The organism is Nostoc sp. (assembly GCF_036919595.1).
In the GTDB taxonomy this organism is placed as follows: domain Bacteria; phylum Cyanobacteriota; class Cyanobacteriia; order Cyanobacteriales; family Nostocaceae; genus Nostoc.
Window position 1 is genome coordinate 114,776 of record NZ_JBALCO010000042.1, and the last position, 23,532, is coordinate 138,307.

At 43.4% G+C, this 23,532-nt stretch carries 27 protein-coding genes; 12 read left to right on the top strand and 15 right to left on the bottom strand.

The window, feature by feature from the left end:
* Nucleotides 1–97 precede the first annotated feature (97 nt).
* The gene (locus V7K21_RS05965) at nucleotides 98–685 is read left to right on the top strand and encodes a DUF1997 domain-containing protein (protein WP_335172412.1); all 588 of its coding nucleotides are present in this window, start codon (nucleotides 98–100) and stop codon (nucleotides 683–685) included.
* 9 nt (nucleotides 686–694) lie between these two features.
* Here V7K21_RS05965 and V7K21_RS05970 read toward each other — a convergent pair whose 3' ends face one another.
* From V7K21_RS05970 to V7K21_RS05985, 4 genes are all read right to left on the bottom strand, one after another.
* Nucleotides 695–1,351, bottom strand: a complete 657-nt coding sequence (locus tag V7K21_RS05970; protein WP_335172414.1) for a ribonuclease HII — start codon at nucleotides 1,349–1,351, stop codon at nucleotides 695–697.
* Between the two features lie 8 nt (nucleotides 1,352–1,359).
* Entirely contained in the window at nucleotides 1,360–3,471 is a 2,112-nt protein-coding gene (locus V7K21_RS05975; RefSeq protein WP_335172416.1) for an Rne/Rng family ribonuclease, read from the bottom strand.
* An 850-nt stretch (nucleotides 3,472–4,321) separates the two neighbouring features.
* Complete coding sequence (locus V7K21_RS05980) at nucleotides 4,322–7,132, bottom strand: TIGR03960 family B12-binding radical SAM protein (RefSeq protein ID WP_335172417.1); 2,811 nt, start codon at nucleotides 7,130–7,132, stop codon at nucleotides 4,322–4,324.
* 148 nt (nucleotides 7,133–7,280) lie between these two features.
* Nucleotides 7,281–7,610 (bottom strand): STAS domain-containing protein, encoded by a 330-nt coding sequence (locus V7K21_RS05985; RefSeq protein ID WP_335172419.1) that lies wholly within the window; start codon nucleotides 7,608–7,610, stop codon nucleotides 7,281–7,283.
* A 707-nt stretch (nucleotides 7,611–8,317) separates the two neighbouring features.
* On the opposite strand from V7K21_RS05985, the gene V7K21_RS05990 reads away from it, so the two are divergent.
* Nucleotides 8,318–8,521, top strand: coding sequence for a hypothetical protein (locus V7K21_RS05990; RefSeq protein WP_273763802.1), 204 nt, complete (start codon nucleotides 8,318–8,320; stop codon nucleotides 8,519–8,521).
* Between the two features lie 75 nt (nucleotides 8,522–8,596).
* A complete protein-coding gene (locus tag V7K21_RS05995; protein WP_335172421.1) occupies nucleotides 8,597–8,824 on the top strand; it encodes a hypothetical protein in 228 nt (75 codons plus the stop codon).
* Between the two features lie 270 nt (nucleotides 8,825–9,094).
* On the opposite strand, the gene V7K21_RS06000 is transcribed toward V7K21_RS05995, so the two are convergent.
* Nucleotides 9,095–9,439, bottom strand: a complete 345-nt coding sequence (locus V7K21_RS06000) for a hypothetical protein (RefSeq protein WP_273769628.1) — start codon at nucleotides 9,437–9,439, stop codon at nucleotides 9,095–9,097.
* A 299-nt stretch (nucleotides 9,440–9,738) separates the two neighbouring features.
* On the opposite strand from V7K21_RS06000, the gene clpS reads away from it, so the two are divergent.
* The 4 genes from clpS to V7K21_RS06020 all read left to right on the top strand — a co-directional run bounded on the left by clpS (nucleotide 9,739) and on the right by V7K21_RS06020 (nucleotide 11,350).
* On the top strand, nucleotides 9,739–10,020 hold the full coding sequence (gene clpS / locus V7K21_RS06005; protein WP_273763800.1) for an ATP-dependent Clp protease adapter ClpS: 282 nt from the start codon (nucleotides 9,739–9,741) through the stop codon (nucleotides 10,018–10,020).
* A gap of 64 nt (nucleotides 10,021–10,084) precedes the next feature.
* Nucleotides 10,085–10,915, top strand: coding sequence for a CPBP family intramembrane glutamic endopeptidase (locus V7K21_RS06010; RefSeq protein ID WP_335172423.1), 831 nt, complete (start codon nucleotides 10,085–10,087; stop codon nucleotides 10,913–10,915).
* Between the two features lie 37 nt (nucleotides 10,916–10,952).
* Nucleotides 10,953–11,129 (top strand): hypothetical protein, encoded by a 177-nt coding sequence (locus tag V7K21_RS06015; RefSeq protein WP_335172425.1) that lies wholly within the window; start codon nucleotides 10,953–10,955, stop codon nucleotides 11,127–11,129.
* A 5-nt stretch (nucleotides 11,130–11,134) separates the two neighbouring features.
* Nucleotides 11,135–11,350 carry a hypothetical protein gene (locus V7K21_RS06020; RefSeq protein ID WP_335172427.1) on the top strand — a complete coding sequence of 72 codons (216 nt, stop codon included), beginning with the start codon at nucleotides 11,135–11,137 and terminating at the stop codon, nucleotides 11,348–11,350.
* Between the two features lie 151 nt (nucleotides 11,351–11,501).
* On the opposite strand, the gene V7K21_RS06025 is transcribed toward V7K21_RS06020, so the two are convergent.
* From V7K21_RS06025 to V7K21_RS06050, 6 genes are all read right to left on the bottom strand, one after another.
* On the bottom strand, nucleotides 11,502–11,744 hold the full coding sequence (locus V7K21_RS06025; protein WP_335172429.1) for a hypothetical protein: 243 nt from the start codon (nucleotides 11,742–11,744) through the stop codon (nucleotides 11,502–11,504).
* Entirely contained in the window at nucleotides 11,741–12,034 is a 294-nt protein-coding gene (locus tag V7K21_RS06030; protein ID WP_335172431.1) for a hypothetical protein, read from the bottom strand. The genes V7K21_RS06025 and V7K21_RS06030 overlap by 4 nt, the downstream gene beginning before the upstream one ends.
* A 117-nt stretch (nucleotides 12,035–12,151) precedes the next feature.
* Complete coding sequence (locus V7K21_RS06035) at nucleotides 12,152–12,790, bottom strand: pentapeptide repeat-containing protein (RefSeq protein WP_335172433.1); 639 nt, start codon at nucleotides 12,788–12,790, stop codon at nucleotides 12,152–12,154.
* Nucleotides 12,787–14,184: a DICT sensory domain-containing protein gene (locus V7K21_RS06040; protein ID WP_335172463.1), complete on the bottom strand. Its 1,398-nt coding sequence runs from the start codon at nucleotides 14,182–14,184 to the stop codon at nucleotides 12,787–12,789. The genes V7K21_RS06035 and V7K21_RS06040 overlap by 4 nt, the downstream gene beginning before the upstream one ends.
* 190 nt (nucleotides 14,185–14,374) lie before the next feature.
* Entirely contained in the window at nucleotides 14,375–15,967 is a 1,593-nt protein-coding gene (locus V7K21_RS06045) for a photosystem II high light acclimation radical SAM protein (protein WP_335172435.1), read from the bottom strand.
* A complete protein-coding gene (locus V7K21_RS06050; RefSeq protein ID WP_335172437.1) occupies nucleotides 15,909–16,202 on the bottom strand; it encodes a hypothetical protein in 294 nt (97 codons plus the stop codon). Before V7K21_RS06050 ends, V7K21_RS06045 begins: the two co-directional genes overlap by 59 nt.
* A 346-nt stretch (nucleotides 16,203–16,548) precedes the next feature.
* On the opposite strand from V7K21_RS06050, the gene V7K21_RS06055 reads away from it, so the two are divergent.
* The 4 genes from V7K21_RS06055 (at nucleotide 16,549) to V7K21_RS06070 (ending at nucleotide 19,350) form a co-directional block, all read left to right on the top strand.
* Nucleotides 16,549–16,944, top strand: a complete 396-nt coding sequence (locus V7K21_RS06055; protein WP_335172439.1) for a DUF1830 domain-containing protein — start codon at nucleotides 16,549–16,551, stop codon at nucleotides 16,942–16,944.
* A 145-nt stretch (nucleotides 16,945–17,089) separates the two neighbouring features.
* Nucleotides 17,090–17,551, top strand: coding sequence for a DUF4079 domain-containing protein (locus tag V7K21_RS06060; protein WP_335172441.1), 462 nt, complete (start codon nucleotides 17,090–17,092; stop codon nucleotides 17,549–17,551).
* Nucleotides 17,552–17,752: 201 nt separating this feature from the next.
* Complete coding sequence (locus tag V7K21_RS06065) at nucleotides 17,753–18,319, top strand: hypothetical protein (protein WP_335172443.1); 567 nt, start codon at nucleotides 17,753–17,755, stop codon at nucleotides 18,317–18,319.
* Between the two features lie 257 nt (nucleotides 18,320–18,576).
* Nucleotides 18,577–19,350 carry an ABC transporter ATP-binding protein gene (locus tag V7K21_RS06070; protein WP_335172445.1) on the top strand — a complete coding sequence of 258 codons (774 nt, stop codon included), beginning with the start codon at nucleotides 18,577–18,579 and terminating at the stop codon, nucleotides 19,348–19,350.
* An 86-nt stretch (nucleotides 19,351–19,436) separates the two neighbouring features.
* Here the strand turns inward: V7K21_RS06070 and V7K21_RS06075 are convergent, their stop codons facing one another.
* Entirely contained in the window at nucleotides 19,437–20,210 is a 774-nt protein-coding gene (locus tag V7K21_RS06075) for a response regulator transcription factor (RefSeq protein ID WP_273763788.1), read from the bottom strand.
* Nucleotides 20,211–20,794: 584 nt separating this feature from the next.
* Here V7K21_RS06075 and V7K21_RS06080 point away from each other — a divergent pair.
* Nucleotides 20,795–21,043 carry a DUF6761 family protein gene (locus tag V7K21_RS06080; RefSeq protein WP_335111546.1) on the top strand — a complete coding sequence of 83 codons (249 nt, stop codon included), beginning with the start codon at nucleotides 20,795–20,797 and terminating at the stop codon, nucleotides 21,041–21,043.
* A gap of 351 nt (nucleotides 21,044–21,394) precedes the next feature.
* On the opposite strand, the gene grxD is transcribed toward V7K21_RS06080, so the two are convergent.
* The 3 genes from grxD to V7K21_RS06095 all read right to left on the bottom strand — a co-directional run bounded on the left by grxD (nucleotide 21,395) and on the right by V7K21_RS06095 (nucleotide 22,913).
* Nucleotides 21,395–21,718: a Grx4 family monothiol glutaredoxin gene (grxD, locus tag V7K21_RS06085; RefSeq protein ID WP_298918833.1), complete on the bottom strand. Its 324-nt coding sequence runs from the start codon at nucleotides 21,716–21,718 to the stop codon at nucleotides 21,395–21,397.
* 89 nt (nucleotides 21,719–21,807) lie between these two features.
* Nucleotides 21,808–22,065: a BolA family protein gene (locus V7K21_RS06090; protein ID WP_335172447.1), complete on the bottom strand. Its 258-nt coding sequence runs from the start codon at nucleotides 22,063–22,065 to the stop codon at nucleotides 21,808–21,810.
* A gap of 239 nt (nucleotides 22,066–22,304) precedes the next feature.
* Nucleotides 22,305–22,913, bottom strand: coding sequence for a hypothetical protein (locus V7K21_RS06095; RefSeq protein WP_335172449.1), 609 nt, complete (start codon nucleotides 22,911–22,913; stop codon nucleotides 22,305–22,307).
* Nucleotides 22,914–23,532: the final 619 nt, after the last annotated feature.

The window sequence follows — 23,532 nt, forward strand, 5'->3', positions numbered from 1 at the left end:
ATCATTTTTATGCTCAATAAATTTTGTATTTTTATAATAATCAGAACTAATTTATTAAAAAATATTAAAATTAAGAAACAGATATTTTTATCCGCTCATGGTTACCCGGTTTACTGCCTCCCAATCGGTTGAAATCGCTGTTCCAGAGCAGCCTATTCCCATTCAGCATTACTTGCGTCAGCCTCAACGTTTAGTTAAGGCTTTGGCTGACAACACCCGCATTGAGCAGCTTTCTGAAGAAGTATTTCGCTTGAAAATGCGTCCGCTAATTTTTATGTCATTAAGTATTCAACCTACTGTAGACATGAGAGTCTGGGCAGAATCAAATGGAATAATTTATTTGCGATCGCTAGGCTGTGAAATTCTAGGTTTCGAGTATATTAACCAGCGCTTTACTCTCAATTTAAAAGGGTATTTATCTCCCAAAGAGTTTAGCACTGGCACTCGCCTGCAAGGAAGAGCTGATTTAGAAGTGCTGGTGGATTTGCCACCGCCATTTTCTTTCACTCCTAAGCCGATTTTAGAAGCTACGGGCAATGGTTTGCTCAAAAGCGTGCTGTTGTCGGTCAAGCAACGGTTATTAAATCAACTTTTGGCGGATTATCGCTACTGGGTAATATCACAAACCAAAGATAGAGGACTTGACAATGACACTACTGAATTGCCAATCCTGAATGCTGAGTAATGATTTAATCTACTCAACACTCGGTACTTTAATTTGGCAAGGACGAAAAGACTGACGATGTAGAGGCGATGACCCATATTGTTGCAAAGCCAGCAAATGCCGCTGGCTACCATAACCCTTGTTACACTCCAGATTGTACATAGGGTATTTTAAGGCTAGACGCATTACCAGCTCGTCACGCCAAACCTTAGCAACAATACTAGCAGAGGCAATAGTGAGCGATCGCTCGTCTCCTTTAACTATTGTTCGTTGCGGCAATAGCAAGTCTTTTATTGACTGATTGCCATCAATCAGGCAGAGTGCAGGCTGTACCTTTAACTTCAGCACAGCCCGCTTCATTGCTAACAGCGTCGCTTGCAAAATATTTATCTTGTCAATTTCAGCAGTAGAAGCAAACCCAATTTTCCAGTCTATAGCCAACCCACAAATTTGCTGTGCTAGCTGAGTTCTCCGAGAACTAGACAACTTTTTACTGTCTTTAATTTTAGCTGCCATTAGTATTGGCAAAGCATGATCTGGTAGAATCACTGCTGCCGCCACCACAGGGCCAAATAGAGCACCTCGCCCGACTTCATCCACACCTGCAACCAACCCTGGAATCCCTGACAAGGTAGAAAACTCTAGCCAACTGGATTGTTCCAAGGGCGTTGACGACGTTTCTACCATAAAGCAAATTAATTATCCTCGATCGCCGAGGAACGACGGCGGCGGCGACGGCTGGCAGTGGCGGCACTGTTCGCATCACTTTCATCTGCGATCTCGTTGACGGCGGAGGCTTTCGCAGACAAGTGATTCGTTGGGTTCGCAGTCAACTCCGATGGTTCAGTTGTCTCTTCTATCAAAGATTTTTGTTCTGGCTCAATAACTTTTGGTGTCAGTATCTTGCTTGCGGTTACTTCAGGTGTTGCTTTTTGGGCAATAGTTGATTCTGAGGTTGATTCAGTTGGGGTCGTTGGCAGTTGACCAGGCTGAATCACATTAATGATCACAGACTTAGTATTTTTAACTTCTTGCTCTAACTTCACCAAGGGAGATATTCCCATCAAGGCAAACATATCCTGTTCCTGGAGGCTCATTTCTACAGTTCTAATCTCCGGTGGTTCTACCACTGGTTTAACTGGTTCTGCCTTGATAACTTTAGTGCGCTCTACTCTTTCACTCCAACCTGGTTTACCAAGGGTGGGTAAGGGGATCTCTGGTGCAATTCCTAGTTCTGGTTCCACATCAAGGTCTAAGTCTGGCTCGTTGACAAAAGCCAGTGGATTGGCAATAACCCGAGCTTCATCTTTCCCGTTTAACCCATTGATGCCAATTCGACTGCGGCGAGTGCGGGTACGACGCTTATTATCATTAAGTTCTTGATAACTAGGATGATTGATCAGATTTAGGTTACTTAATTCCGAGTCACCCTCAAATGCTTCCCCAAATCCATCATAGGTTTCTCGTGGTTCTGGAATGCGGGCAGATGGCTGACGTGGTTCTCTGTGAGGCAAGGATACAAAACGCTCACGCTCTGGTGTTTCTGCTGGTATTGGCAATCGGTTTTCGATTTCTCCAGGCAGACGCACAGTATGTCCTAAACCGCCGCAGGTGGGGCAAGTTTCACCAAACAATTCGTAAATATTTTGACCCTGACGCTTGCGGGTCAGTTCTACCAAACCCAGTTCGGTGAGTTGGGCAATCTGGGGACGAGCTTTGTCTGCTTTGAGTGCTTTATTAAAGTGTTCGAGAACTTGCAGTTGATCACGTCGCGATTCCATATCAATAAAATCAACGACGATTACCCCAGCGATATTTCGCAGACGCAACTGGCGAGCGATTTCTGTTGCAGCTTCGCAGTTTGTCCACAAAACTGTTTCTCTAGCTGTTGCCGATCGCGTGAAGGAACCTGAGTTAACATCGATTACGGTTAATGCCTCCGTCGGCTCGATGACGACGTAACCTCCAGAAGGTAGGTCTACTCTGGGTTTCAGGGCTTCTCTAATGGCGGCACTGATGCGGAAGTACTCTAGAATTGGGGAGCGATCGCGATGATGGTCAATCAACAATCCTTGCGGTGTTTGACCTCCACTCCAGTTCTGTAAGTACTGCTTCACACGCTTTAAACCAGTACTAGAATCTACAACAATCCGATTTACATCCGCGCCGTACATATCCCGCAATACGCGCTGGATAAAGTCATCGTCCCGATTGAGCAGTGCTGGAGGCCGGGTGGAATGCGCTTCCTGCTGGATAGCCTCCCATTGCTTTTGCAGCACCTCCAAATCTTCCATTATCGCTTCTTCTGGTTTGCCTTCAGCTTCTGTACGCACGAGCAAACCCATTCCCGCCGGTTTGACCAAAATTGCCAGTGCCCGCAAGCGGTTGCGTTCACTTTCACTTTTTATCCGTCGGGATAAATTTACGCCCCTACCATAGGGCATTAGTACTACATAGCGTCCAGGTAAGGTGATATTACCCGTCAGCCTGGGCCCTTTTGTCCCTGTTGGCTCTTTCATTACTTGCACCAAAACTTTCTGCTGTGGTGTAAGTAGTTCTGTAATTGCTGCGGCGGTACGCTTTAGCTTCAATGGCCCTAAGTCGGTGACGTGAATAAAACCGTTGCGCTCTGGGTCACCAATATTGACAAAAGCCGCATCTATCCCAGGCAATACATTTTCTACTACTCCTAAGTAGATATCACCTATTTGGTGATGACCGGTAGCAACAACAAGTTCCTGTATTTGATCTTCAGAAAAGACAGCAGCAATTTGGTGCTGCTCCGCGATGATAATTTGTTTTGGCATTCAATTTCCTCAAAAATTGGCAGCACCAATAGGTCTGGAGGTTTGTTATACCTTTGTTGCCCCTGCAACCCTCAAAAGGCGCTACTGGTAATAAAAATCGTAAACCTGATGTTCTAAGTTAAATAGCTATTGGCGCTCTTAAGAGCGTTTTCACGGCGGATTATTCCAGAACGGCTCCATGTTTAAGCAATTAAATCAACTGTCCGTGGTTGATTTGTGATGCAATACCCTCAATAAAGAGAGTTCTGAGTTGAAAGTTCTGAATCCTGAGTGAGTTTTTAACTCAGGAAGCTTCATTTGAGAGTAACCTACTGAAGTCGTTAAGAAAAAGAAACTATTTCTTTTTCCATTCCCCGGATTTATCCTTAGGGTTATACTTAGCAACGCCAGCTTACCCTACCTTAAGCCGTGCTTCGCGCGTCTGTGAACGTCTGCAAATCCGCATAACCGACAGCAGGCAGTTGCTTACCCTACGGGAACGCCAAGGGCAAACAACTCTAGAAGAGTAACCACTGGCTCTTGGGCACTACTGTAGATTAGACATTCAGTAGTTGTTTAAAAAGCATGGATTTAGAGAAGCTAACCGAGCCTGCTGTTAGTTACTGATTCACAAGGTAGCTGTAGAAAGAGTGTGTATTCTTTAATCTGCCTCAGTTTGTCTGGGATAAAATCCGAGAAGTTGCACTCTAATATCTTTGCTTTCGCCCCCTGAACACCAGGGTAGTGAACCAGCTAATTCAATGCAGCGCCAGAAAATTTCTCTTCACCCCATTCTAACGCAACCTTACTAAAAATCAATTCCGACGAGCTGCCATGTTAGGACAACTACTAGCAAGCTGCCCTACAGGGATTATACCCTTAAAATTAGCCGATTGCGGTGGATGTGCAGGAGTTGAAATTCTCTACTAGCCATTATCCCTAGCATAAACAGAATTTGTTCAGGACGCAATAGAAAACCATCTTGGCGATAGCTACCTAGATAACGGATAACAGATATAGATTCTGCAATGCACTTGTAGTTTTCTACTAATTCCAGTTCAAATAAGCGATCGCGCAGATTTATTAACTGGCTCTTGCCTGACTTTGTTGTATGCTCGTACCAGAGATCGTCTTTTGCTTTGATGGTATCAATCCATTCTTGCCATTGTATAAGTGTTACTTCTTCAAGTGCTGCTACGGTAATTAAATATTCTGCGGTCTCTAGCAGTTGGGTAGCTGCCGGAGTTTTTAAATCTATCTGCGCCACATTATATATAGGTATGTCTGTGGGCATTTCCCGAACTAACTGTTCTCGAAAACTATCAACTGCCACTGGCACAGTTAATTCAAAATCCGCAATTTCACCACTACTAGTAGCCCCTAGAGCCAAAGCAGCTGCTAAAGAAATTCGCGGCATTGGATGAAACCCACCAGTGAAAGCAATTGGCAAGCCTGCTCGCCGCACAACTCGGTCAAACAAACGGATTAAATCCAGGTGGCTTACCAAAGCCATATTACCCTGTTTCCCAAACCAAACTCGCAGTCGTTGTGCCTTAGTTGTGTTGGGGACAAACTCGCCAGTGAATTTTGGGATAGCAGGTGGTTTAATCACGACGTTATGCCCAAAGTCGGTGCCACAGACGCCACAGTGAGAACAACCTTCAAAAGAGCAGTCGGGTACAATTGCAGCTTCTAAGGCGCGTTGCAAGTCTTCTTTGAGCCACTTTTTGTCAATCCCGGTATCAATATGATCCCAAGGCAGGGGAGTATCGAGGGAGTGGGGAGTGGGGAGAGACGCGACGCCAGTCGCTACAACGGGGAGCCACTGCGGTCTTCTCCCAAGGGGAGACGCCAAGGGCGATGGGGTTTCCCCAAGTGGAGCAAGTGGCGTGGGAACCCCCGCAACGCGCTGGCTCATTAATCGCGTCTGTACAGGAGTGAGGAATTGGGTATTTTCCACATCTTTTGATCTCTTCTGATCTTGTGCGTGAAACAAATTCCATTCGCCATTTTCTACTTGGCGGTATTTCCAATCTAGACCTGCTTGGGCGATCGCAGACCCCCAAGCACTAAAAGCCTGATCTAAATTTTCATACCAGGAATCCATCCCTGCACCCAATTCCCAGGCACGGCGCACTACTTTGCCCAAACTGCGATCGCCTCGTCCCACAAAATCTTCCATTGCGGAAATGCGGACGTCGGTAAAATTTACCTTTACTCCCTTTATTCGGCGGAATTCTTGTCGCAGCAGGTTTTGTTTACGCTTAAATTCAGTAGTAGAAACTGAGTGCCACTGGAATGGTGTATGGGGCTTGGGCGTAAAGTTAGAAATCGTCAGGTTAAAGTTTAGGGGTTTTCTGCCCAAGCCCCGACATTCTCGTTGTAGCCAGCTTATTGTTTCCGCAATGCCCAAAACGTCAACATCCGTCTCACCCGGTAAGCCAATCATAAAATACAACTTGATTTTATCCCAGCCTTGCTCCCAAGCCGTTTTCACCCCCCGCAACAGTTCTTCATTTGTCAAACCCTTATTTACGATGTCTCGCATCCGCTGAGTTCCAGCTTCTGGAGCAAAAGTCAGTCCACCTTGCCGTGTACCTCCAAGGATGTTGGCGATATTCTCATCAAATCTGTCTACCCGTTGGCTTGGTAGAGTCAGAGAAATGTTTTCATTTTTTAAGCGATTTTTGATTTCCATTCCCACTGCTGGTAGGGACAAATAATCAGAACAACTCAGAGATAGTAGGGAAAACTCATTGTAACCAGTTGCCTGCATCCCCTGTTCAATCGCTTCTACCACCTTATCGGGTTCTACATCCCGTGCTGGTCGAGTCAGCATTCCTGGTTGACAGAAGCGACAGCCACGAGTGCAACCACGCCGAATCTCAATGGTCAAGCGGTCATGCACCGTTTCTACGTAGGGAACTAACCCAATGGAATATGCTGGTATAGGAGTTGCAACCCGTCGCAAAATTCGTTTTGGCACGTCTGGGCGACGAGGATGAACCGAGCCATCCTCGGCCATGTCATAAAACTGAGGGACATATACGCCTGGTATCTGTGCCAAATCCATTAACAGATGTTCCCGACTCAATCCTGCTTGTTTGCCTTCCTCCAACACCAAACCAATTTCTGGTAGCAGTTCTTCTCCGTCTCCAAGGGCGAAAAAGTCGAAGAAGTCAGCGTAAGGCTCAGGATTCGATGTCGCTGTTTGCCCACCAGCAAAAATCAACGGAAATGGAGACTGGAGATTAGTAAATTCTCCTCTGTTCCCCTGCCTCTCTCGCCACGTCAAGGGAATTCCAGCCAAATCCAACATTTCTAAGATATTAGTTGCACCCAGTTCGTAACTGAGGCTAAAGCCTAAAATGTCGAATTCTGTGAGCGATCGCTTTGACTCTACCGCAAATAATGGCGTATTAGTTTCGCGTAGTTTGGCTGCCAGGTCTTGTCCTGGGAGATAAGCGCGATCGCACAATTGACGCGGTTGGGCATTCAAGATGTTATATAGGATAATGTGCCCTAAATTGGATGCACCGACTTCATAGACTTCTGGGTAGGTTAAAACCCAGCGTATTGCTGTCGTATCCCAAGCTTTGTGTACTGCTAAACGCTCATTACCCAGGTAACGCCCAGGTTTTAAAATATCCGATGTTATTAATTTTTCAACTGCAACAGCCACTGTGCTATCTTCTAGCTACCTTAATTACAGCTACTCAACCCCAACCTTAGCATTTAATTAGGTCTTATAACATAGTTTATCGTTGCAACTTATAACTCCTTTACATAAAGTCCAGACTTTACGCAAACTTTTCTGCTTTTACATAAAGTTATCTTGCAACAAACTCCGCTTCACCGTCCAATATTTCAAACACCCTATCGAGTTGCGTCAGTTCAAAAATAATTTTAATTGACGGAGCAACAGTGCAAAGTCGGAAACTCCGTCCTAAACTAAGAGCCAGCTTGTGTGTAGATAACAATGCCATCAACCCCGCACTGTCTAACGATTCTACTGCTGCTAGGTCTACCACCAAGATGGAAATACCATTTTGTGCCAACGCTGTGGTCATATCTCGTTCAAATTCCAAGGCGTTTGCAGCATTCAAACAGCCTTGGGGACTAATAACTGCGATCTTGGGATAGTGAAGCACTGCCTGCATAGTTACATCCTATTGAGAGTTATTAAAGCGTCAAGCTGAGAATTATTTGAACATAAACTTTTTTTTGTTGCATCGACCATACGTCTTAGGTCTCTTTGCTGAATCTTTATTGCTTTAGTATCTCTGTTTAAAGATTGTCATAATTCCAGTTTGAAATGTGTTTATATATACTTTTTTTTTATCCCAGTTCAAAAACAATCAACATAGACAGCCTTAGAACAGAGAAATCATCCGTAACTATGCTGAGAAAACTTACTTAGTCTATAGGACTCATATTTGATTTTGAAATTTACGTAAGGGAGCCAGCGCTCAGAGGGGTTTCCCAAGTAAAGCAACTGGCGTTGCGTTACCAAAGTGTAAGGCACTTCCCGAAGGTTTTAGTGCCGTACTCAAGGGCGACAACACAACGCCAGTCCGCTCAAGTCGGAAAACCCGCTCAGACGGCTGGCTCCCCTACATCTACTTAAATTTTTTCAAAAATCAAATCGTATTGATATATAACTCAAGCTAATTTAGCCAAGTTTTAACGGTAAGTTAAATCTTCCGCTTTAGCGTTGCTGATCGTGTACAGCATAGTCATAGCGAATTATCATCTATCTAACTAATTAAATTGTGATCTAGATCAATAATAAAGCAGTATTTGGATCACTCTTTATACTGAGATGTCTCTGGAATAATTAGTATCATATACAGATGGATTATTACTTATGAGAACTAAGTACGCTATTCGTAAATTAGTAGAAAAAGCTCTTGACATTAAAAAACTAACTCCTGAGATAGAAAATGAAATCAACTCAGAATTGACGGAACTGGGTTATATTTCTGATGTTGATTACGAAGCTCTAGAATTATTAATGGCAGAGATGGATGCTGGGAGAATTCAGTTGGTTCCTAGCTTCGGATATTCCTAATTGCTTAGGCATAGAGGTTTCTTGCCTTTGTCAAGTGAATTTGATTAAGACTGAAGCAATAAAACTTTAAAATAGATGAAACAAGTTTTGCCAGGCTGGCGAGTTGGTTGTGTTGTTGGTATTAAAGGCTTGGCACAGGTAAAAACTAACGTTGATTCTGGGGTATTTAAGGTAATTGAAGCATGTGCGATCGCAGCTTATTCTCCTACCACTGAAGCAAAATTCAAAGCCATAATGTTGGTTTCCCAAAATCGCCGTGATATTATTGTTAATGGGCTGCAATCTCTAGGTTGGCCGATTTAGCCTCCGAAAACTACGCTTTACGTCTGGACACCTGTTCCCCAGGATATTCCTTAGCAGAATTTCTAAATTTGCTACTTGACCAATCTGGTATTATTTTGTATCAAGGTAGTGGTTACTGTGCATCTGGAGAAAGCTTTTTCCGAATTGCTTTAACTATTAGTGATAAGTGGTTGCAAAAAGGAATTAGAACGGATGAAATATACTGGCATCCGTTACTCCTAATGGAGATAAGGGGGACAAGGAAGACCTAATGCCCTGTTTGACCAATGCCTATTGATATGCTTGCCAAAGTTGGTGAATAAACTGATTGAGTTGTTGCTTGGCACCTAAATCAGGTTCAGTTTTTGGTTCTTTTGCTAAAACTTGGCTCAAGAAGGTAATTACTTCTGTATCTAGTGCTGGTCGAAATAAATTGGCAGGCCAAAGCAGGTCAGACGCATCTCGCAAATCGGTAATTAGCGGCGATTCTTGAATCAAAGTAACCATTAATAAAGGACGCACCCAGCACAACTGGCGGGAAACTATAAATTGAATGACTTCTGCATACAGATTCCTGTCGCCATGCTCTAAAGACACAATTTGTCCTGGTTGAAGAAAATCTAGGCTAATGTCCATCATTACGCAGTTTGGGCAGGGGCAAGGATTATTTTGCAACTTCCTTAATTTTAAAAGTGAAAATGCGCTACGTTTAAGGAAGCTTATGTAACATTAGGTTAGCACTGTGACGGCAACGATGTCTAAGACATCTGCTTCACTTGTGGCTACGCAAAGCTAATACGACCAATCCTTGGCAGTAAAGGGTTTTCCTAGCATAGTATCTGAACAGAAATACTATAGAATAGGTAAATAACTGTTAAGCGATCGCAAGACAGAGATTTTTTTGTAGTGAATTAACGAGAAAAGAGCAAAGATCCGTGTCAGTTGAAACCATTGAAAAGCGTTCCACATCCCGCAAGCTTGCGCCTCGGTATCGCGTTTTGCTCCATAACGACGACTACAATTCTATGGAGCATGTTGTGCAGTCACTAATAGCCACTGTGCCAAGCCTTACCCAACCCCAGGCTGTTAGCATCATGATGGAAGCCCACACTAACGGGCTAGCTTTAGTCATTACTTGCGCTCTGGAACACGCTGAGTTCTATAGCGAAACATTGAAAAGTCACGGTTTAAGTAGCACGATTGAACCTGACGAATAGTCATTGGTCAATAATCAAGAGTCATAATCTGGAGTATTGACTGCTGATTATTGACCTATTTAGTATGAAAAAAAACCTTGTCCGTCTAGCTGAACGCCCTGCCCCCATTAGGCTGGGTTCTTTTATTGTGACTTTATTGCTGCTATGGTTGCCCTTAGCTGCACCAATATACTTACTAGTGCATGATTCAAACTTAGAAAGTATATTGACATTGGTATTGTTATATGCAGTATTTATTTTTCTTTTAAGACTATGGGGCAAATATGTCTACCAGCAGCCCCAAATTCTACGGCATTATGGTTTAGAATTCACGCGACAAAACGGTGTGGATTTAGTGCGTGGCTTGGCTATAGGGATAATTAATATTCTGATACTTTTTGGGGTAGAAAGTTTGTTGGGTTGGTTAGTGTGGCAACAACCGAAAGTTTTTTTGCTGAAAGTTATTTTAGAAGGTTTACTTGTTGGCTTAGGTATTGGATTTGCTGAGGAATTGTTATTCCGAGGCTGGTTGCTAGACGAATTACAACGAGATTACAGTCCGCGTGTAGCACTGTGTACAGATGCAACTGCGTTTGCGACATTGCACTTTATTAAACCCTTGGAGGCAATTATTCATACATTGCCGCAATTTCCAGCTTTAGTACTGCTGGGGTTAACGCAAGTATGGGGAAAGCGTTGGCGGAGGGGACGCTTGGGTTTACCAATTGGTTTACATGGTGGTTTAGTCTGGGGCTACTACATTATTAATGTTGGGAAATTAGTAAAATATTCTGGTCAAGTTCCTGATTGGGTAACTGGTGTGAATAATAATCCCTTACAGGGAGTGATGGGGGTGTTGTTAATGAGTGTACTAGCTTTTTGGATACGAGGGCGAGCTGAGCGATCGCCCCTCTGATAAGATGAGCGTTGGCTTATATACACACTCATTACTTGTGGGACCCACAGAAGAGCAATACTTGGTAATAAATGCCTTAGAAACTCTAAATTTACTTGTTTGGAGATTATATGATGAAGACACAGGGTATTGGCACATTCAAACTCCTAGCACTATTTTACCCTTGGCAACGATACTACGAAACGGCGAAGTAGTGACCTTTGGATGGGAATAAAAACGATGATTCAATCTAACACCATTAAACAGCAGCAAGCACAAAGAATATTAGAACTATTTGCGATCGCCCGTCAGCGATATTTAGATGCAGGAGGAAATCCTCGACGCACCCCAAAGGGACTCAAGGGAGATGATTATATGACAGATGAGGAAAGGCAAGAAGCGTTGGTATTAGGAAGGGAAATTTTCCCACAAGAATATATTGAGAAATTTTTGTAGTAGCTTCGGAACTGTTCAGTCAGCGTTTTCCAAATTTATCGTCGCCTATTCTTCACTACGAAGTGCATCGATTTCCTCTGCCGAAGATGCGTTTCCTAAATCAGCATGATGGGAATAAAAATGATCGCTATGATTTACCTTGCGCTCGCACCTACGCCACATTTTTGACTGAGATAATTCCCTCACCACACCACTGGATTAGTAGCCATCTATCAGAATCTTTATCCAGTACTGGCTTGAGACGAAAATTAAAAACCTCTTGCCAAACCTCTATTCCATACTGGGATAGAAAATCTGCCTCTAGTTCTTTGAACTGTTCCCAGTGCCGATTTCTGATAGCGGTCAACATGGGAATGATTGCCGTGATTGAGACTTGTGCGGCGACTGGTGTCATTCTGGGTAGTCCTCAAAAATACAAATAATCGGCATAGGTGGTTTTTTGGTGTTGATGATTTTACAGCTATTTTCAGGTAAATAGACCACGTGGTAGGGGCACAGCAATGCTGTGCCCTTACGACAGATGTGGTTCAAATACTTGAATTCTGCTGTAACCAACCGTTTACCCTTGCTTCTGGCAAGTGCAAAACAGGCTAACTCTGTTTCTGCTGCTGACCAATCCCTTGGATATGTTACCGGGTCAAACTCCTCTTCATCTGAGTTGTTTGATTGACTTTCATCGGTCATGCTTTGATTCCTTAACAGGGACTGCTACTGGGTACAGTTAGGCTCACAAATTTTCACCTGCTTCATCTGCGAAAATTTTAACAATAGCCAAGAATACTGCCCTTTTTGGTGCAATCTTTACGCCAGCCTCTCAACTACTGTACCCACCAAACAAGCCCTATCCAAATTAACGCCGCTCAAATTTGCACCTTCTAACTCTGCACACAACAAATTCGCCCCCGTTAAATTCGCCCCCGCTAAATTCGCCCCCCGCAAGTCAGCTTCTTCCAGGTTTGCTTCACTCAACAACGTCCCTTGCAAATCAGTGCGACTCAAGTCTGCACCCTTGAGATTTGCTCCAGTCAGGTTTGCACCGCGCAAGTCAGCACCGCGCAAATCTACACCTTGCAAGTTCACGTTCATCAAATTGGCACCACTCAAGAAAGCACCCGCCAATGATACATCACTGAGTCTCGCTCCCATCAAGTTAGCGCCGCGCAAGTTACTACCCCGCAAGTCAGCACCTGTTAAATCTGCTTGCATTAGGTTTGCTCCCATCAAACTCGCTCGCAAGTCAGTTTCTTGAAGGTTAGCTCCCATCAAATTTGCCCCCTCCAAATGCCCACCTTCGAGTTTGGAAGCCGCGAAATTAGTGCCGACAAGGGTAGCGCCAGCAAGATTAATCCGGCTTAAATCCAGTCGGGAGAGTTCCTCGTCTTCTAAATTTGCCCCTGGAAGTTGTTTGAGTTTTCCTAATTTAATGGCTTCAATATTCATGTAAAGTAACTACCAATCTCCTCACTTATCTTGCTGTGGCTATCCCATTGGGAATCAAGTATCCAGATGCCGGCGCTGACTTTGGGTGTGATTACAGGTAAGTCTAGTCCCTGTTGTAAACCCATAACTAACAAAGCTAGGGTATCTACAAGTTTAGGGTCAAAGCGGGTAGATTGTTGCTGTCTGCACTCATCTAAAGCTTGAGTAAATATCTGTTCCTGGCTTTGATTTGACAATTTTCGCTGATTGACTCGCCACTGAAAGTCTGCCAATAATGCCAAAATTCTTGACTCTAGGGGAATTTCATCTCCAGCTAAACTTGCTGGTTCCCCTGTGCCATTCCACCACTCAGTTTGGTGAGTGATAATTTGGGCAACTGCTCGTAGTCGTGGCATGGTTCGCAATACTTGCGCCCCCGGTACTAAGGGACAAGTTAAGGGAGAACTGGGGGCATCTTCTTGGTAACGTGTAGATATACCGCCAGTGAGAACACTTTCTGCTTTCTGTAATGGATCTATGCGATGCAACAAAGCCGCTAACCGTAACCTTTTAATTTGCCATGCAGGAAGATCCAAAAGCTGGGCGATCGCTTCAGCAAGTACTACTACTTCCGCAGCTGCCATTGGATTATTGACATCTGCCATATCCATCAGTTGCGCCATTCGCAAAAAGGCTTGGATTTCGTTAGAAATCAAGTTGCGATCTAACGTTTGTTGGCGAAGTGCTATTGGTATGGATAAATTATCTTGCTCAGTCTGGAGGTAATCTACTACACGGGAGACAACTGCACCTAAATTTTGGGATCTGGCAATTGACGGTACAATTTGTTGTTTATCAGCTGTGAGTTTATCCGCCAGTTCTGGGTTGTATTTTCTGATGTGAGCGATCGCTATTTCTGCTGTGTCTTGCACTAACTCTGGCTCAAATGTCCACAAGCCATAGAATTTACGTTCTAAGTCTGATGTCGGTACTCCAGCACTACCATAATCAGCCTCTGATAATTCTTGACAAATTACCATTGCTGTGTACTTAGGTGATAAAATAATTAAGTGCCACTCCTGCGCTACTGGGTCAATTGGATCTAATGCCACTAAGTCTACATTGGCTAGCTGGCTGGTAGGATGTTCAGCAAAGCCAGATTCAGCGGCAGCCATGATGGCAATTTGGCGGCTGCGCTGGGCGATGTCTGCATATCGTTCAGCTTCTTGTAGATACCATTTGCCCTGTTGGAAGGCTGTGATAACTAAGGGTGTAGCGTCGTCGGTTAAGATATGGTCTTCTAGAGCATGGCACAGGGCAACTAAGGTATTTTTGTAGTAAACACCGAATCGAATTGGCCTGGTGGTATGGCGATGAGCTGTTTCTAACTGTTGTAAGATTGAACCTTCTAACATGGGATTTGGTAAAAGTAACCGCAGAGGCACAGAGAAGCCAGTGTGTTGGGGAGACACTGCGTTGCGCGGGTTCCCCGCGTTGAAGCAAGTGTCGTCGGGTTTCCCGACTTGTTCGCTTTTAGCGTTCCCGCAGGGTAGCAACTGGCGCGACACAGAGGAAGAGAGGGGAGAAATTCAGAATTCGTATTTTCTAGGATACACCCGCTAACTGTTTTTCTTTCGTTTCTAATGGTGCTGTAAGTGCTGCTTCTAAGTCGGCACAACCCAGCTTTTCTTCTAAGATTTTCATCACTTCACGTCCGAAATCGTTGGGGTTTTGTTGCCAAGCTTGCAAGCAGACTTCTCCGAAGAATGAACCGAGGGGTTCAGGATTCCAGAGGAGTTTTTTGGCTGTCCACGGCATCAAACTCATTGGATCATACCCTGGTTTGAGGATACCTTCTTTGAAAGCATATTCTTCTAAATGGGTATGGGGTTGCAGTCCAATAAAGAAGATGGCTGGTTCGACTTTATCAGCACCAAAAATCCGTTCTAGTTCGCGGTGGTAGGCGATGGTTTGGCGGATGGTTTCAGGACGTTCATCAATGACGTTAAAGGAGTAGTTGACGGAAACTAAGTCGTTGAAACCAGCTGCTTTTAAATCACGGCAGTTTTGCAAGACGTTTCGCAGGTTATACCCCATCCGCATTTTCCGCACGAGTTCTTGAGAACCACTGGTAATTCCAATTTCAAAATAGTTCATCCCGGTTTTCGCCATCAAGTCGCACAACTGGGGTGTCAAATTGTCAGCTCTGATATATGCTGCCCAGTGGATGTCTGTCATACCAGAATCAACAATTTTTTGCAAGAGTTCAATTGCATCGTCGATAAATTTTTTCGCTGGGATGAATTGGGCATCGGTAAACCAAAAGTTGCGAATGCCGCGATCGTACAATTGGCGTATCTCGGCAACTACTTGATCTGCTGGGTTGATGCGTACTTGTTTACCTTCAACGACAGTGTAGACGCAATAACAACAGTTGTGAGGACAACCACGCTTAGTTTGTACACCTATATAAAAATCTTGCTCTTGCAGATAATAGTTAAATTCCGGCCAAATACTTTCGATATAGTCGTAGTTACAGGCTGTTTTTTCTAGTCGGGTGGGTTGTTCATGAATTAGTCGTTTGCGTGGTTGAGTTTCTCCTGCAATGTAACAGCGTTCATCTCGAAAATCTCTGCCACTTAAAAGTTTTTCCAGCAGGGTTTCCCCTTCACCCACAGAAATAATTGTCCCTTGGGGTAAGCTTTTACCCAACTGTTGATAAAACACACTGACTGCACCACCACCTACAACTACACGAGCATTAAAATTATATTTTTGGGCACGCTTTAAACCGCGCTTAATTAAACCTTGATTACGCCATAACTCTACATAATAAGCGATGAAGATTCTTAAACCGCCCAATCCGCCGCGTAGTTTCAAAAGAGGATTTTTAGCATAGTAAAATTCAAAAGCGTTTTGCAGTGGGTTACCACCACGTCCACCAACTGGAGCATAAATTTGAATATCCCGCCAAGAAAATACTAGCAGTGTCGGTTTAAATTCATCGATACAGCGATCCAAGGCAAAAGTGTAATCTAAAGGTGGCACTGTTCCCAAATCAAAAATGCGCTGTTCGATATTAGCAAACTGTTTGTGGACGTGATCGCTCAGGTAGACAACCCCAATGGGAAAGATAGGGTTACAAGGAAGGCGAACGTAAAGAATTCGATTTTCCATCATCGGTGTTTTGACTTCCATCTTGCCAATCTTTGGGGAAAGCGAAATAAATTCCAGTTTTAAGGCGTGTTTTTGTTTTGGCTACTCTTAATTTATTAAAAGTTGCTTGACATTGAAGCCAAATACTGATATTAAAACTTTTGTTCACAGATGCAGGAATCAATAAAATTGCTTTGTATACCAAATGCAGGGGATCAAGAGAGGCTTTATGAAGACATTTTTCATATAGCTTTACGATAACATCGAGTTCATTCATTAAGCGATGATCCCAGGAAAAGCCTGGGATATATAAAACACAAAAAAACACTCCTGGACTAGGCTCAAGCTAAGGGGATCTTCGCTATACCTACCCTGTAATTATCTGCCCTAAAGAAGTTAAAACTTTTTTGCCAGAGATTAAAAACTTAAAAATGTTCACATAGTGTAAAATTGCAGATGAAAGCATAAATATCTACAAAATTTTTACAACCTGTGTATATCTTTAGGTAGAAATTATCTATAAAGAGTTGAGTTGGTAGTCGGAGCTACAGCAACTGGGGATCAGGCAATGTTAGGCTTGGAAAGTGTAATGTAAAATTGTGGCGTAAAGCTCCTCAGCAGTTATGGCTCAAATATTAGATCCTCTACCACCTGAGCAATCGGGAAAAATTCTCTGCTGCTACATTAATGCCACGAGCAAAATACAGGTAGCTCGCATCTCCAATATTCCCAACTGGTACTTTGAAAGGGTTGTTTTTCCTGGACAACGTTTAGTATTTGAAGCTCCGCAAAAAGGTCAAATGGAGATTCATACAGGGATGATGGCAAGTGCAATTTTATCCGATAAGATTCCGTGCGATCGCCTGATGCTCGAAGAACCTAGTGCTTATGAGTTTGATACAGACTCATCAGATGGAAAAGACCCTATTAATACCAAACTAATGGTGCAGCAAATTAATACAAAAATTGAAGATACTACAAAACCCTTGCAAATCCTTGGTTTAGCATCAGTTGATTAAAAAAAAGAATTTTACTTAATTTGAGGGTTGCTAATTCAGCAACCCTTTTTGTTTATTATTTATTGTTTATTGGGCATTGGGGCAGAGAAAAAATACTTACTACAACTTCCCCTCTGCTCCCCAACTCTCAATTACAATCAATCTTATGAATCTGCCTTCATTTCTTTGGTTGTGGAAAATAGCCGCCTGGTCGATGGGGTTGTCCCTGCTGGCATATCTGATGTTAACAATCACCGGCGTTTGGATGTTTCGGACGAGAACTTCGCAGCAATTCCCTTTTATTACCCCATTTATGGGTGGAAATAAAGGGGTGCGATCGCTCCACTATACAATGGGTATCAGCATGGTAAGTTTAGTGCTGCTACTTCTGTTAATTGGTATTGTTGGCACTTGGGGACACTTTGGTTCTTTAGGGCACTCGTCACACTTGGTCGCTGGATTGATAGTGGTAGCATTAGTTTTACTGTCTGCTTTTAGTGCTACGCAAATTAGTGCCAGACGGCCTTGGGCTAGACCCTTGCACATCGGCGTAAATATTATCCTGTTTGTCGGATTTGCTTGGGTGTCCCTGACTGGTTGGATTGTAGTGCAAAAGTATTTACCCTAAACCGATTTTAAATTTTAGATTAGGAAGTGGCTTGCATGACAATCTATTGAACCATCAGGGCAATTTAAAGAAAGTGTTTCTCTGGAAGCTCTACTGGCATGAAGAAAATAAAAGCATCAACAAGTATTCGTGTTTATCTGCCTGAATGCTTGCCAGGTTCCCAGTTAGTATGAATTTAAAGCCAATAATCGTGATTGAGCCGTGACAGCAAACTCAGCCAATACCTCAGCCTCTGTTTTTCGTCTGTCTCCTTTGATTCGGATAACACTGCTGAGTCTATATATAGCACTCACAGTCCCATTACCCTTCTTATCACAGGTAACAGCTGCACCCGTACCCCCAAAATTGTTGTGGATAGGGATTAGCATCGGCTTAGTTGCCTTGTATGCTGTATTGACTGAACAAGTAATGGTAGATGACCAGGGAATTCAGGTTATTTACCCCGCTTGGGTGCCTCGCTTTTTTCGTAAAGGCTGGTTTTTAGCTTGGTCAGAGGTGAAAGAGTTAAAACCCCGCACCACTGGTCAAGGAGGGCTAGTTTATTACTTCCTCAGCCAGGATGAGAAAGCTTATTTACTACCAATGCGTGTAGCCGGATTTGCCCGTTTCGTCCAAATTGTCCAAGCAAAGACAGGCATTGACACCACAGATGTTCGCCCTTTAGCACAGCCGTGGATGTACTTGATTTTACTGGGATTCACACTGCTGCTACTATTGGTCGATGGCTGGGCGATCGCTACAGCCTTAACTACTGCACAATTAACTTAAAATAGGGTATTGGGCATGGGGCAGTTGTACTGAGCTTGTCCTAAGCGGCTTGCCTTGAGCGTACCCCTACGGGGATCTTGCTACGCGCAGCGTCTCCAAGAGTTGCCGAAAAAAGCCGTAGAGCCTGCGGCATAGATACGCTTAGGGTGCAGCCTCTCCAAGAGTTGTATTGCTAATTTCTCCCCCATTTCCCCAGTTCCTAGTCCCCATTGCCCCTTATCCTTAGAGGGGCCCGAGTTCCCCAATCCCCACTCCCCTTGAATACAGCAAAAGCCACACTCAGGCTAGAGCAAGTTAATCTGTTTACAAAGCTGAAAACCCAACTTCCCGGTAATCAGCAGGGATACTCCATATTGCAGGATATTTCCTTAGAAGTTTTCCAGGGCGATCGCATTGCTATTGTAGGCCCAGTTGGCGCTGGTAAAACTTCGTTACTGCACCTCCTCAACCGCCTAATTGAACCCACGAATGGTAAACTGTATCTAGAAAATCAAGAATATCGCCAAATTCCTGTCATTCAACTACGCCAGATACTTGTACTTGTATTGCAAGAATCCAAGCTGTTGGGGATGACAGTTCAGCAAGCTTTGGCTTATCCTTTAGTTTTGCGTGGTTTGCCCAAACAGACAATTCAGCAACGAGTCAATCACTGGATAGAACAATTGCACATTCCCAGTGAATGGTTAGGGCGAACAGAGGTACAACTTTCTGCTGGACAACGACAACTAATAGCGATCGCTCGTGCCTTAGTCATCCAGCCTAAAATATTATTATTAGATGAGCCAACCTCTGCCCTAGATGCTGGTACAGCTTCTCATGTAGTGCAAGTCTTAACCCAGTTGAGTCAAACTCATCAAACCACGATTCTGATGGTAAATCACCAACTGGAACTAGCCCAAATGTTTTGCACTCAGTTATTACACCTGCAACAAGGTCATTTATTCGCAAATCAAAGAGTCTTTGAGATAAACTGGGTTGAATTACGAGAAAGCTTAATTAAAGCAAAAGCTCAAGACGATTTTGGATTTTAAATTTTGGATGAGTCAGGAAACAGGAATCAGGAGTCGTTTTCTTGCTCCCCCTTACCCCAATGCCCTGTTTGCCCTGTTTGGCCCATTTACACTTGACTACTACTAAGTGTTGAACGTTGGTTACTAAATCTCTCTCTAACTAACTTTGTTGTTTGTGACTGTGAAATATTGATATTCAAAATTTCCATGTTAAAACGGTATCCTACATTGCGGATAGTTTGAATCAAGTTGGGTTGCCGGGGATCAAGTTCAACCTTTTTCCGTAGCGACAAAACGTGAGTATCAATGGTTCGAGGGTTATCGATAGCGTCAGGCCAAGCACGACGCAGCAATTCTGACCTACTCAGAGGCACTCCCCCAGCTTGTGCCAAAACGTACAGCAAACTGAATTCTTGGGGCGTTAAGTCGATGAACTCCCCCTGGAAGCGGACGCGGCGCTGAACTAAATCGATTTGCAAAGTGCCATAATCCAAATAAGCTGGTGCAGTAGGTGTACGCTTCCGGCGAATCAGTGCCTCTACCCGTGCCAAAAACTCTTGCATCCCAAAAGGTTTGCTCAGATAATCATCTGCACCCGCCTTTAAACCTGCGACGATATCACCTTCACTATTACGGGCAGATAACATTAAAATAAGAGGTTGCTGCTGACGATGCAACCAACGACAAAACTCAATGCCGTCACCATCAGGCAGGTCTGCATCCAAGACTACCAGTGTTGGTTGATGGCTTAAAAATACTTCCCTTGCTTGATAAATACTGGCAGCTTGATGCACACGGTATTCCAGTTGTTGCAAGTGCCAACCCAACAACGACCTCAGATGGGGATTCCCCTCAATGATTTCTATACAAACCGAACCCACGGTGGCAAGATCCCTTAGCGTCGATGCCTTTCAAAGTAACAAGCCCATCTCTAAGGTTTTGTAGCCTTTGTTACTTCAATTGCTATTAGCTTTACATTTCCTCATAAAAAGCGTGGCAATATCTTTAATTTATGCCTTGTCAAAAGGCGATTAGAAATATTATTAAATTTTTATTAAGTTTATCGAAAGTGTTATTAAATTTATTAAAAGTTCTTTTAGCTTAATATTCTGCTTTCAGATGGGTGGAATGTGGCAAATATCTATAACCCAACCAGCTAGCCGTTACTACAACAGCTTTTTAACCTGATAGTGAAAGAAGATTTTTTTGCAAAAATTTAGTGCCCACATCCACGAACATAACAGCAATATAATCGGGCTGTTAAGTATGAAAATCAGAAAAATAACTTAGTAGATAACCAGAATCAATGTTTTCTGGAATAGGATTAAAGTAGCTTGTAGCTGCTATGAGGGTACTGCCCAAAGTAGATGTGTTGACTTTGAGTTGATGCCAAAGTGAAATTACAGTTCACATTTGAGCGTGAATCATTTACAATTCTCATTCCAAAGAGATTAATACAGCAGTTATGCTCCAAGACACACAAACCATCCGCTATTACCAAAGACTCACCGACGCCTTCGTCGAGTTATGGAATCGCGGTTATCGCACGGATGATATGCGGATGTATTTGGATGGATATCTAGCCGCACTGCGACATGGCAACATCATTGAACCTTTTCTGATTCATCGCTTAGAAGAGGAAGCCAGCCGCTACTTGTACGATGGATCAAATTTTGCAGTGCCACAACCACTGCCACAACGCGATTACTACTAAGTACCATTTACCTGGCCATTGAAAGTAACCGTTAATTATCGCAGATAATTATAGCATATTATCTGTATTCGTCAATGGGCTGCCGTGGTGTGAGATTTTGGAGATATTGTATTCAGAAAACGCATCCCCTCAGCCCTAAACTTGGTCTTGCCAATTCGACTGAGGGGATTTTTGATTAGCCCTGAAATAAATTCCAAGATAGATCAAGTATTTTTGTGAAAAACCTATTAAAAAACCCTTGAAAGGGGAGAGAAATAGTATCTCCCCTTTCAAGGACATTAAAAACGGCACATTGCCTTGATTGCGAAGCACAAATTCAGCAGCATACACTCAGGTTTGCGTAAAGAAATATTACGAGGCTAGTGCTACTTCTACCTTTTCCTGCAATTCACCTTTTTGGTACAGTTCAATCAAGATGTCAGAACCGCCAAGGAATTCACCATTGATATACACTTGGGGAATTGTCGGCCAGTTAGAGTATTCTTTAATTCCTTGACGGATTTCAGAGTCTGATAGAACATCAACTGTCTCGAAGGGAACTCCCAAGGTATTGAGAATCTGCACAACGTTGTTGGAGAAACCACATTGGGGCATTAACTTGTTTCCCTTCATGAAAACTAAAATCTTGTTCTGTTGTAGCAAGTTATCAATTTTCTCTTTGAGTTCTGGCGTCATGGTATTTGTGTTTCCTATGTTGCATTCAACGATGACGAGTAAGAAGTTAAAAATTCATAACTCCTAACTCCTAATTCCTAACTCTATGTTTACGAAGCTGGTGTTGCTTGCCAAGCTTCGGGAGTATATGTTTTTACTGCCAAGGCATGAATCGCTTCAGTTGACATAGCTTGCCCCAAAGCACCATAAACTAACTGGTGCTGCTGCACGAGTGCCTTACCTGCAAAGTGCGATGAAACTACTGTTACCTGATAGTGGTCACCGCCACCAGTCAAGTCTTGCACCTGAACCTGGGCGTCTGGCAGTTCCGCCTTGATCATTGCCTCAACCTGCTGCGGACTAATCATCGCTATTCCTGAAAAAACTTACTTTTCTATTATTAACAGATATAGAGCAAATGCCTGTGCCAAGTTCAGGTTTTAGCACAGCTGGGGATAAACTGCCTCTGAGGTATGATTTTTGAGAACGCTGGGTACAAACGGCAGATAATCCTATCCTAGCACTGGGGCGTTCCAAGGTGCTGTTCAGGGAGAGAAGGATGTGAAAGATGGGGGAGATGAGGAAAAACAGGCAACGCCAATTTAATTTATTTTTTTGGGGGTGGGGAAAATGAACCACTACCTTCTCTGGGATAGGGAGAATCTACAAAACCTAATTCAAACAACTGCTTATAGGCTTTCTTGCCTAAATCCCGCGTCGGATTTTGACTTTTAATTATTTGAATCAACAACGGTACAGCTAATTCTGGCTGATTTTGTGCCCGATGTACCAATGCTAGCTGAAAGGTCGCTTCATCTCGCTTTTGGGCTGTTACTAGAGCTTTTTGACGCTGAGAATCAGAAACTCTATTGTCAATTCCCGAAAAGCTAGCGTTTAACTCTTGATAAAAATTAGATAGCTGATTATAAACCTGACGTGCTTCTAGCAGTTTCTTAGCAGCTAAGGGGTAGTTTTGAGCAGAAACGGCTTTTTCTGCCTCTTTCACGAGGCGATCGCCCCCTTCAATGCTCAAAAGACTGCTACTTTGGGTTATGGGGCGAAGGTTATTGGGATCATTGGGGTCAATGGGTTGTGGTTGGCTGGTAGTGCCTGGTGACTGTGATACCTGAGCATTCACAGGTGATAGCAGGCTGAGGACTGCTATGACTGATAAAACAGTACGGTGCATCAAGGTAACAGCGGCAGCAGTGTTCATGGGATCAATTAGTGCGACAACTATATAAAAAAGTTATGGAAACTTCGGGTATCTTAACTCTGTTTTGGCCTTAGACAAAGCAAAGACACATCCTAAGTATCTCTGATTTAGGACTGAAAATCGGTTTAATAGAGTTCCCATTAACCTTGTATAGTAATTAACTTAAATCGTCGTAATCAGTGATACCAATAGTGGACTGCGTTAACGTGTTAATTCCTTCGATTTTCCAATTATCGGTTTACTCGCAAGCAGCTTGGGAGTAGTTTCACAAGGCGGTGACGAAGAGTTGATTTTAGAAAAGAATTTAGACTGCTTCAGCATCTGTCTGACTACCGACTTTCCTCGCCAATAATTATCTTAGGTTAACTGCGATATTTGGCAGAAGAATCTTCCCAAAGCACTGCTTAAACTAATTCGCGTAGGCGTAGCCCGCCGTAGGCATCGCATCAAACCACTTAAACATGGCGATGTCCCTAGTCCGCGCTTCCCAAAATTTGGTTTTTACGAGTCATGTTTATAAAATAAAGGTAACTGCCCAGGTAGGAATGTCAGGAATATTCCCATGAGGGAAGAAAGATGGTAGTGTTCAAGCATGAATCCAGAAGAAAAAGATCAAAAA

Bases quoted from the DNA above. Each gene is read 5' to 3' on its own strand.
- V7K21_RS06040 (WP_335172463.1), bottom strand. From the start codon at position 14,184: ATGTTAGAAGGTTCAATCTTACAACAGTTAGAAACAGCTCATCGCCAT.
- V7K21_RS05995 (WP_335172421.1), top strand. From the start codon at position 8,597: ATGAAACAAGTTTTGCCAGGCTGGCGAGTTGGTTGTGTTGTTGGTATT.
- V7K21_RS06090 (WP_335172447.1), bottom strand. From the start codon at position 22,065: ATGATTAGTCCGCAGCAGGTTGAGGCAATGATCAAGGCGGAACTGCCA.
- V7K21_RS06035 (WP_335172433.1), bottom strand. From the start codon at position 12,790: ATGAATATTGAAGCCATTAAATTAGGAAAACTCAAACAACTTCCAGGG.
- V7K21_RS06030 (WP_335172431.1), bottom strand. From the start codon at position 12,034: ATGACCGATGAAAGTCAATCAAACAACTCAGATGAAGAGGAGTTTGAC.
- V7K21_RS06055 (WP_335172439.1), top strand. From the start codon at position 16,549: ATGGCTCAAATATTAGATCCTCTACCACCTGAGCAATCGGGAAAAATT.
- V7K21_RS06095 (WP_335172449.1), bottom strand. From the start codon at position 22,913: ATGAACACTGCTGCCGCTGTTACCTTGATGCACCGTACTGTTTTATCA.
- V7K21_RS06025 (WP_335172429.1), bottom strand. From the start codon at position 11,744: ATGACACCAGTCGCCGCACAAGTCTCAATCACGGCAATCATTCCCATG.
- V7K21_RS06010 (WP_335172423.1), top strand. From the start codon at position 10,085: ATGAAAAAAAACCTTGTCCGTCTAGCTGAACGCCCTGCCCCCATTAGG.
- V7K21_RS05990 (WP_273763802.1), top strand. From the start codon at position 8,318: ATGAGAACTAAGTACGCTATTCGTAAATTAGTAGAAAAAGCTCTTGAC.
- V7K21_RS06050 (WP_335172437.1), bottom strand. From the start codon at position 16,202: ATGAATGAACTCGATGTTATCGTAAAGCTATATGAAAAATGTCTTCAT.
- V7K21_RS06020 (WP_335172427.1), top strand. From the start codon at position 11,135: ATGATTCAATCTAACACCATTAAACAGCAGCAAGCACAAAGAATATTA.
- V7K21_RS05970 (WP_335172414.1), bottom strand. From the start codon at position 1,351: ATGGTAGAAACGTCGTCAACGCCCTTGGAACAATCCAGTTGGCTAGAG.
- V7K21_RS05985 (WP_335172419.1), bottom strand. From the start codon at position 7,610: ATGCAGGCAGTGCTTCACTATCCCAAGATCGCAGTTATTAGTCCCCAA.
- V7K21_RS05975 (WP_335172416.1), bottom strand. From the start codon at position 3,471: ATGCCAAAACAAATTATCATCGCGGAGCAGCACCAAATTGCTGCTGTC.
- V7K21_RS06045 (WP_335172435.1), bottom strand. From the start codon at position 15,967: ATGGAAGTCAAAACACCGATGATGGAAAATCGAATTCTTTACGTTCGC.
- V7K21_RS06080 (WP_335111546.1), top strand. From the start codon at position 20,795: ATGCTCCAAGACACACAAACCATCCGCTATTACCAAAGACTCACCGAC.
- V7K21_RS06060 (WP_335172441.1), top strand. From the start codon at position 17,090: ATGAATCTGCCTTCATTTCTTTGGTTGTGGAAAATAGCCGCCTGGTCG.
- V7K21_RS05965 (WP_335172412.1), top strand. From the start codon at position 98: ATGGTTACCCGGTTTACTGCCTCCCAATCGGTTGAAATCGCTGTTCCA.
- V7K21_RS06000 (WP_273769628.1), bottom strand. From the start codon at position 9,439: ATGGACATTAGCCTAGATTTTCTTCAACCAGGACAAATTGTGTCTTTA.
- grxD (WP_298918833.1), bottom strand. From the start codon at position 21,718: ATGACGCCAGAACTCAAAGAGAAAATTGATAACTTGCTACAACAGAAC.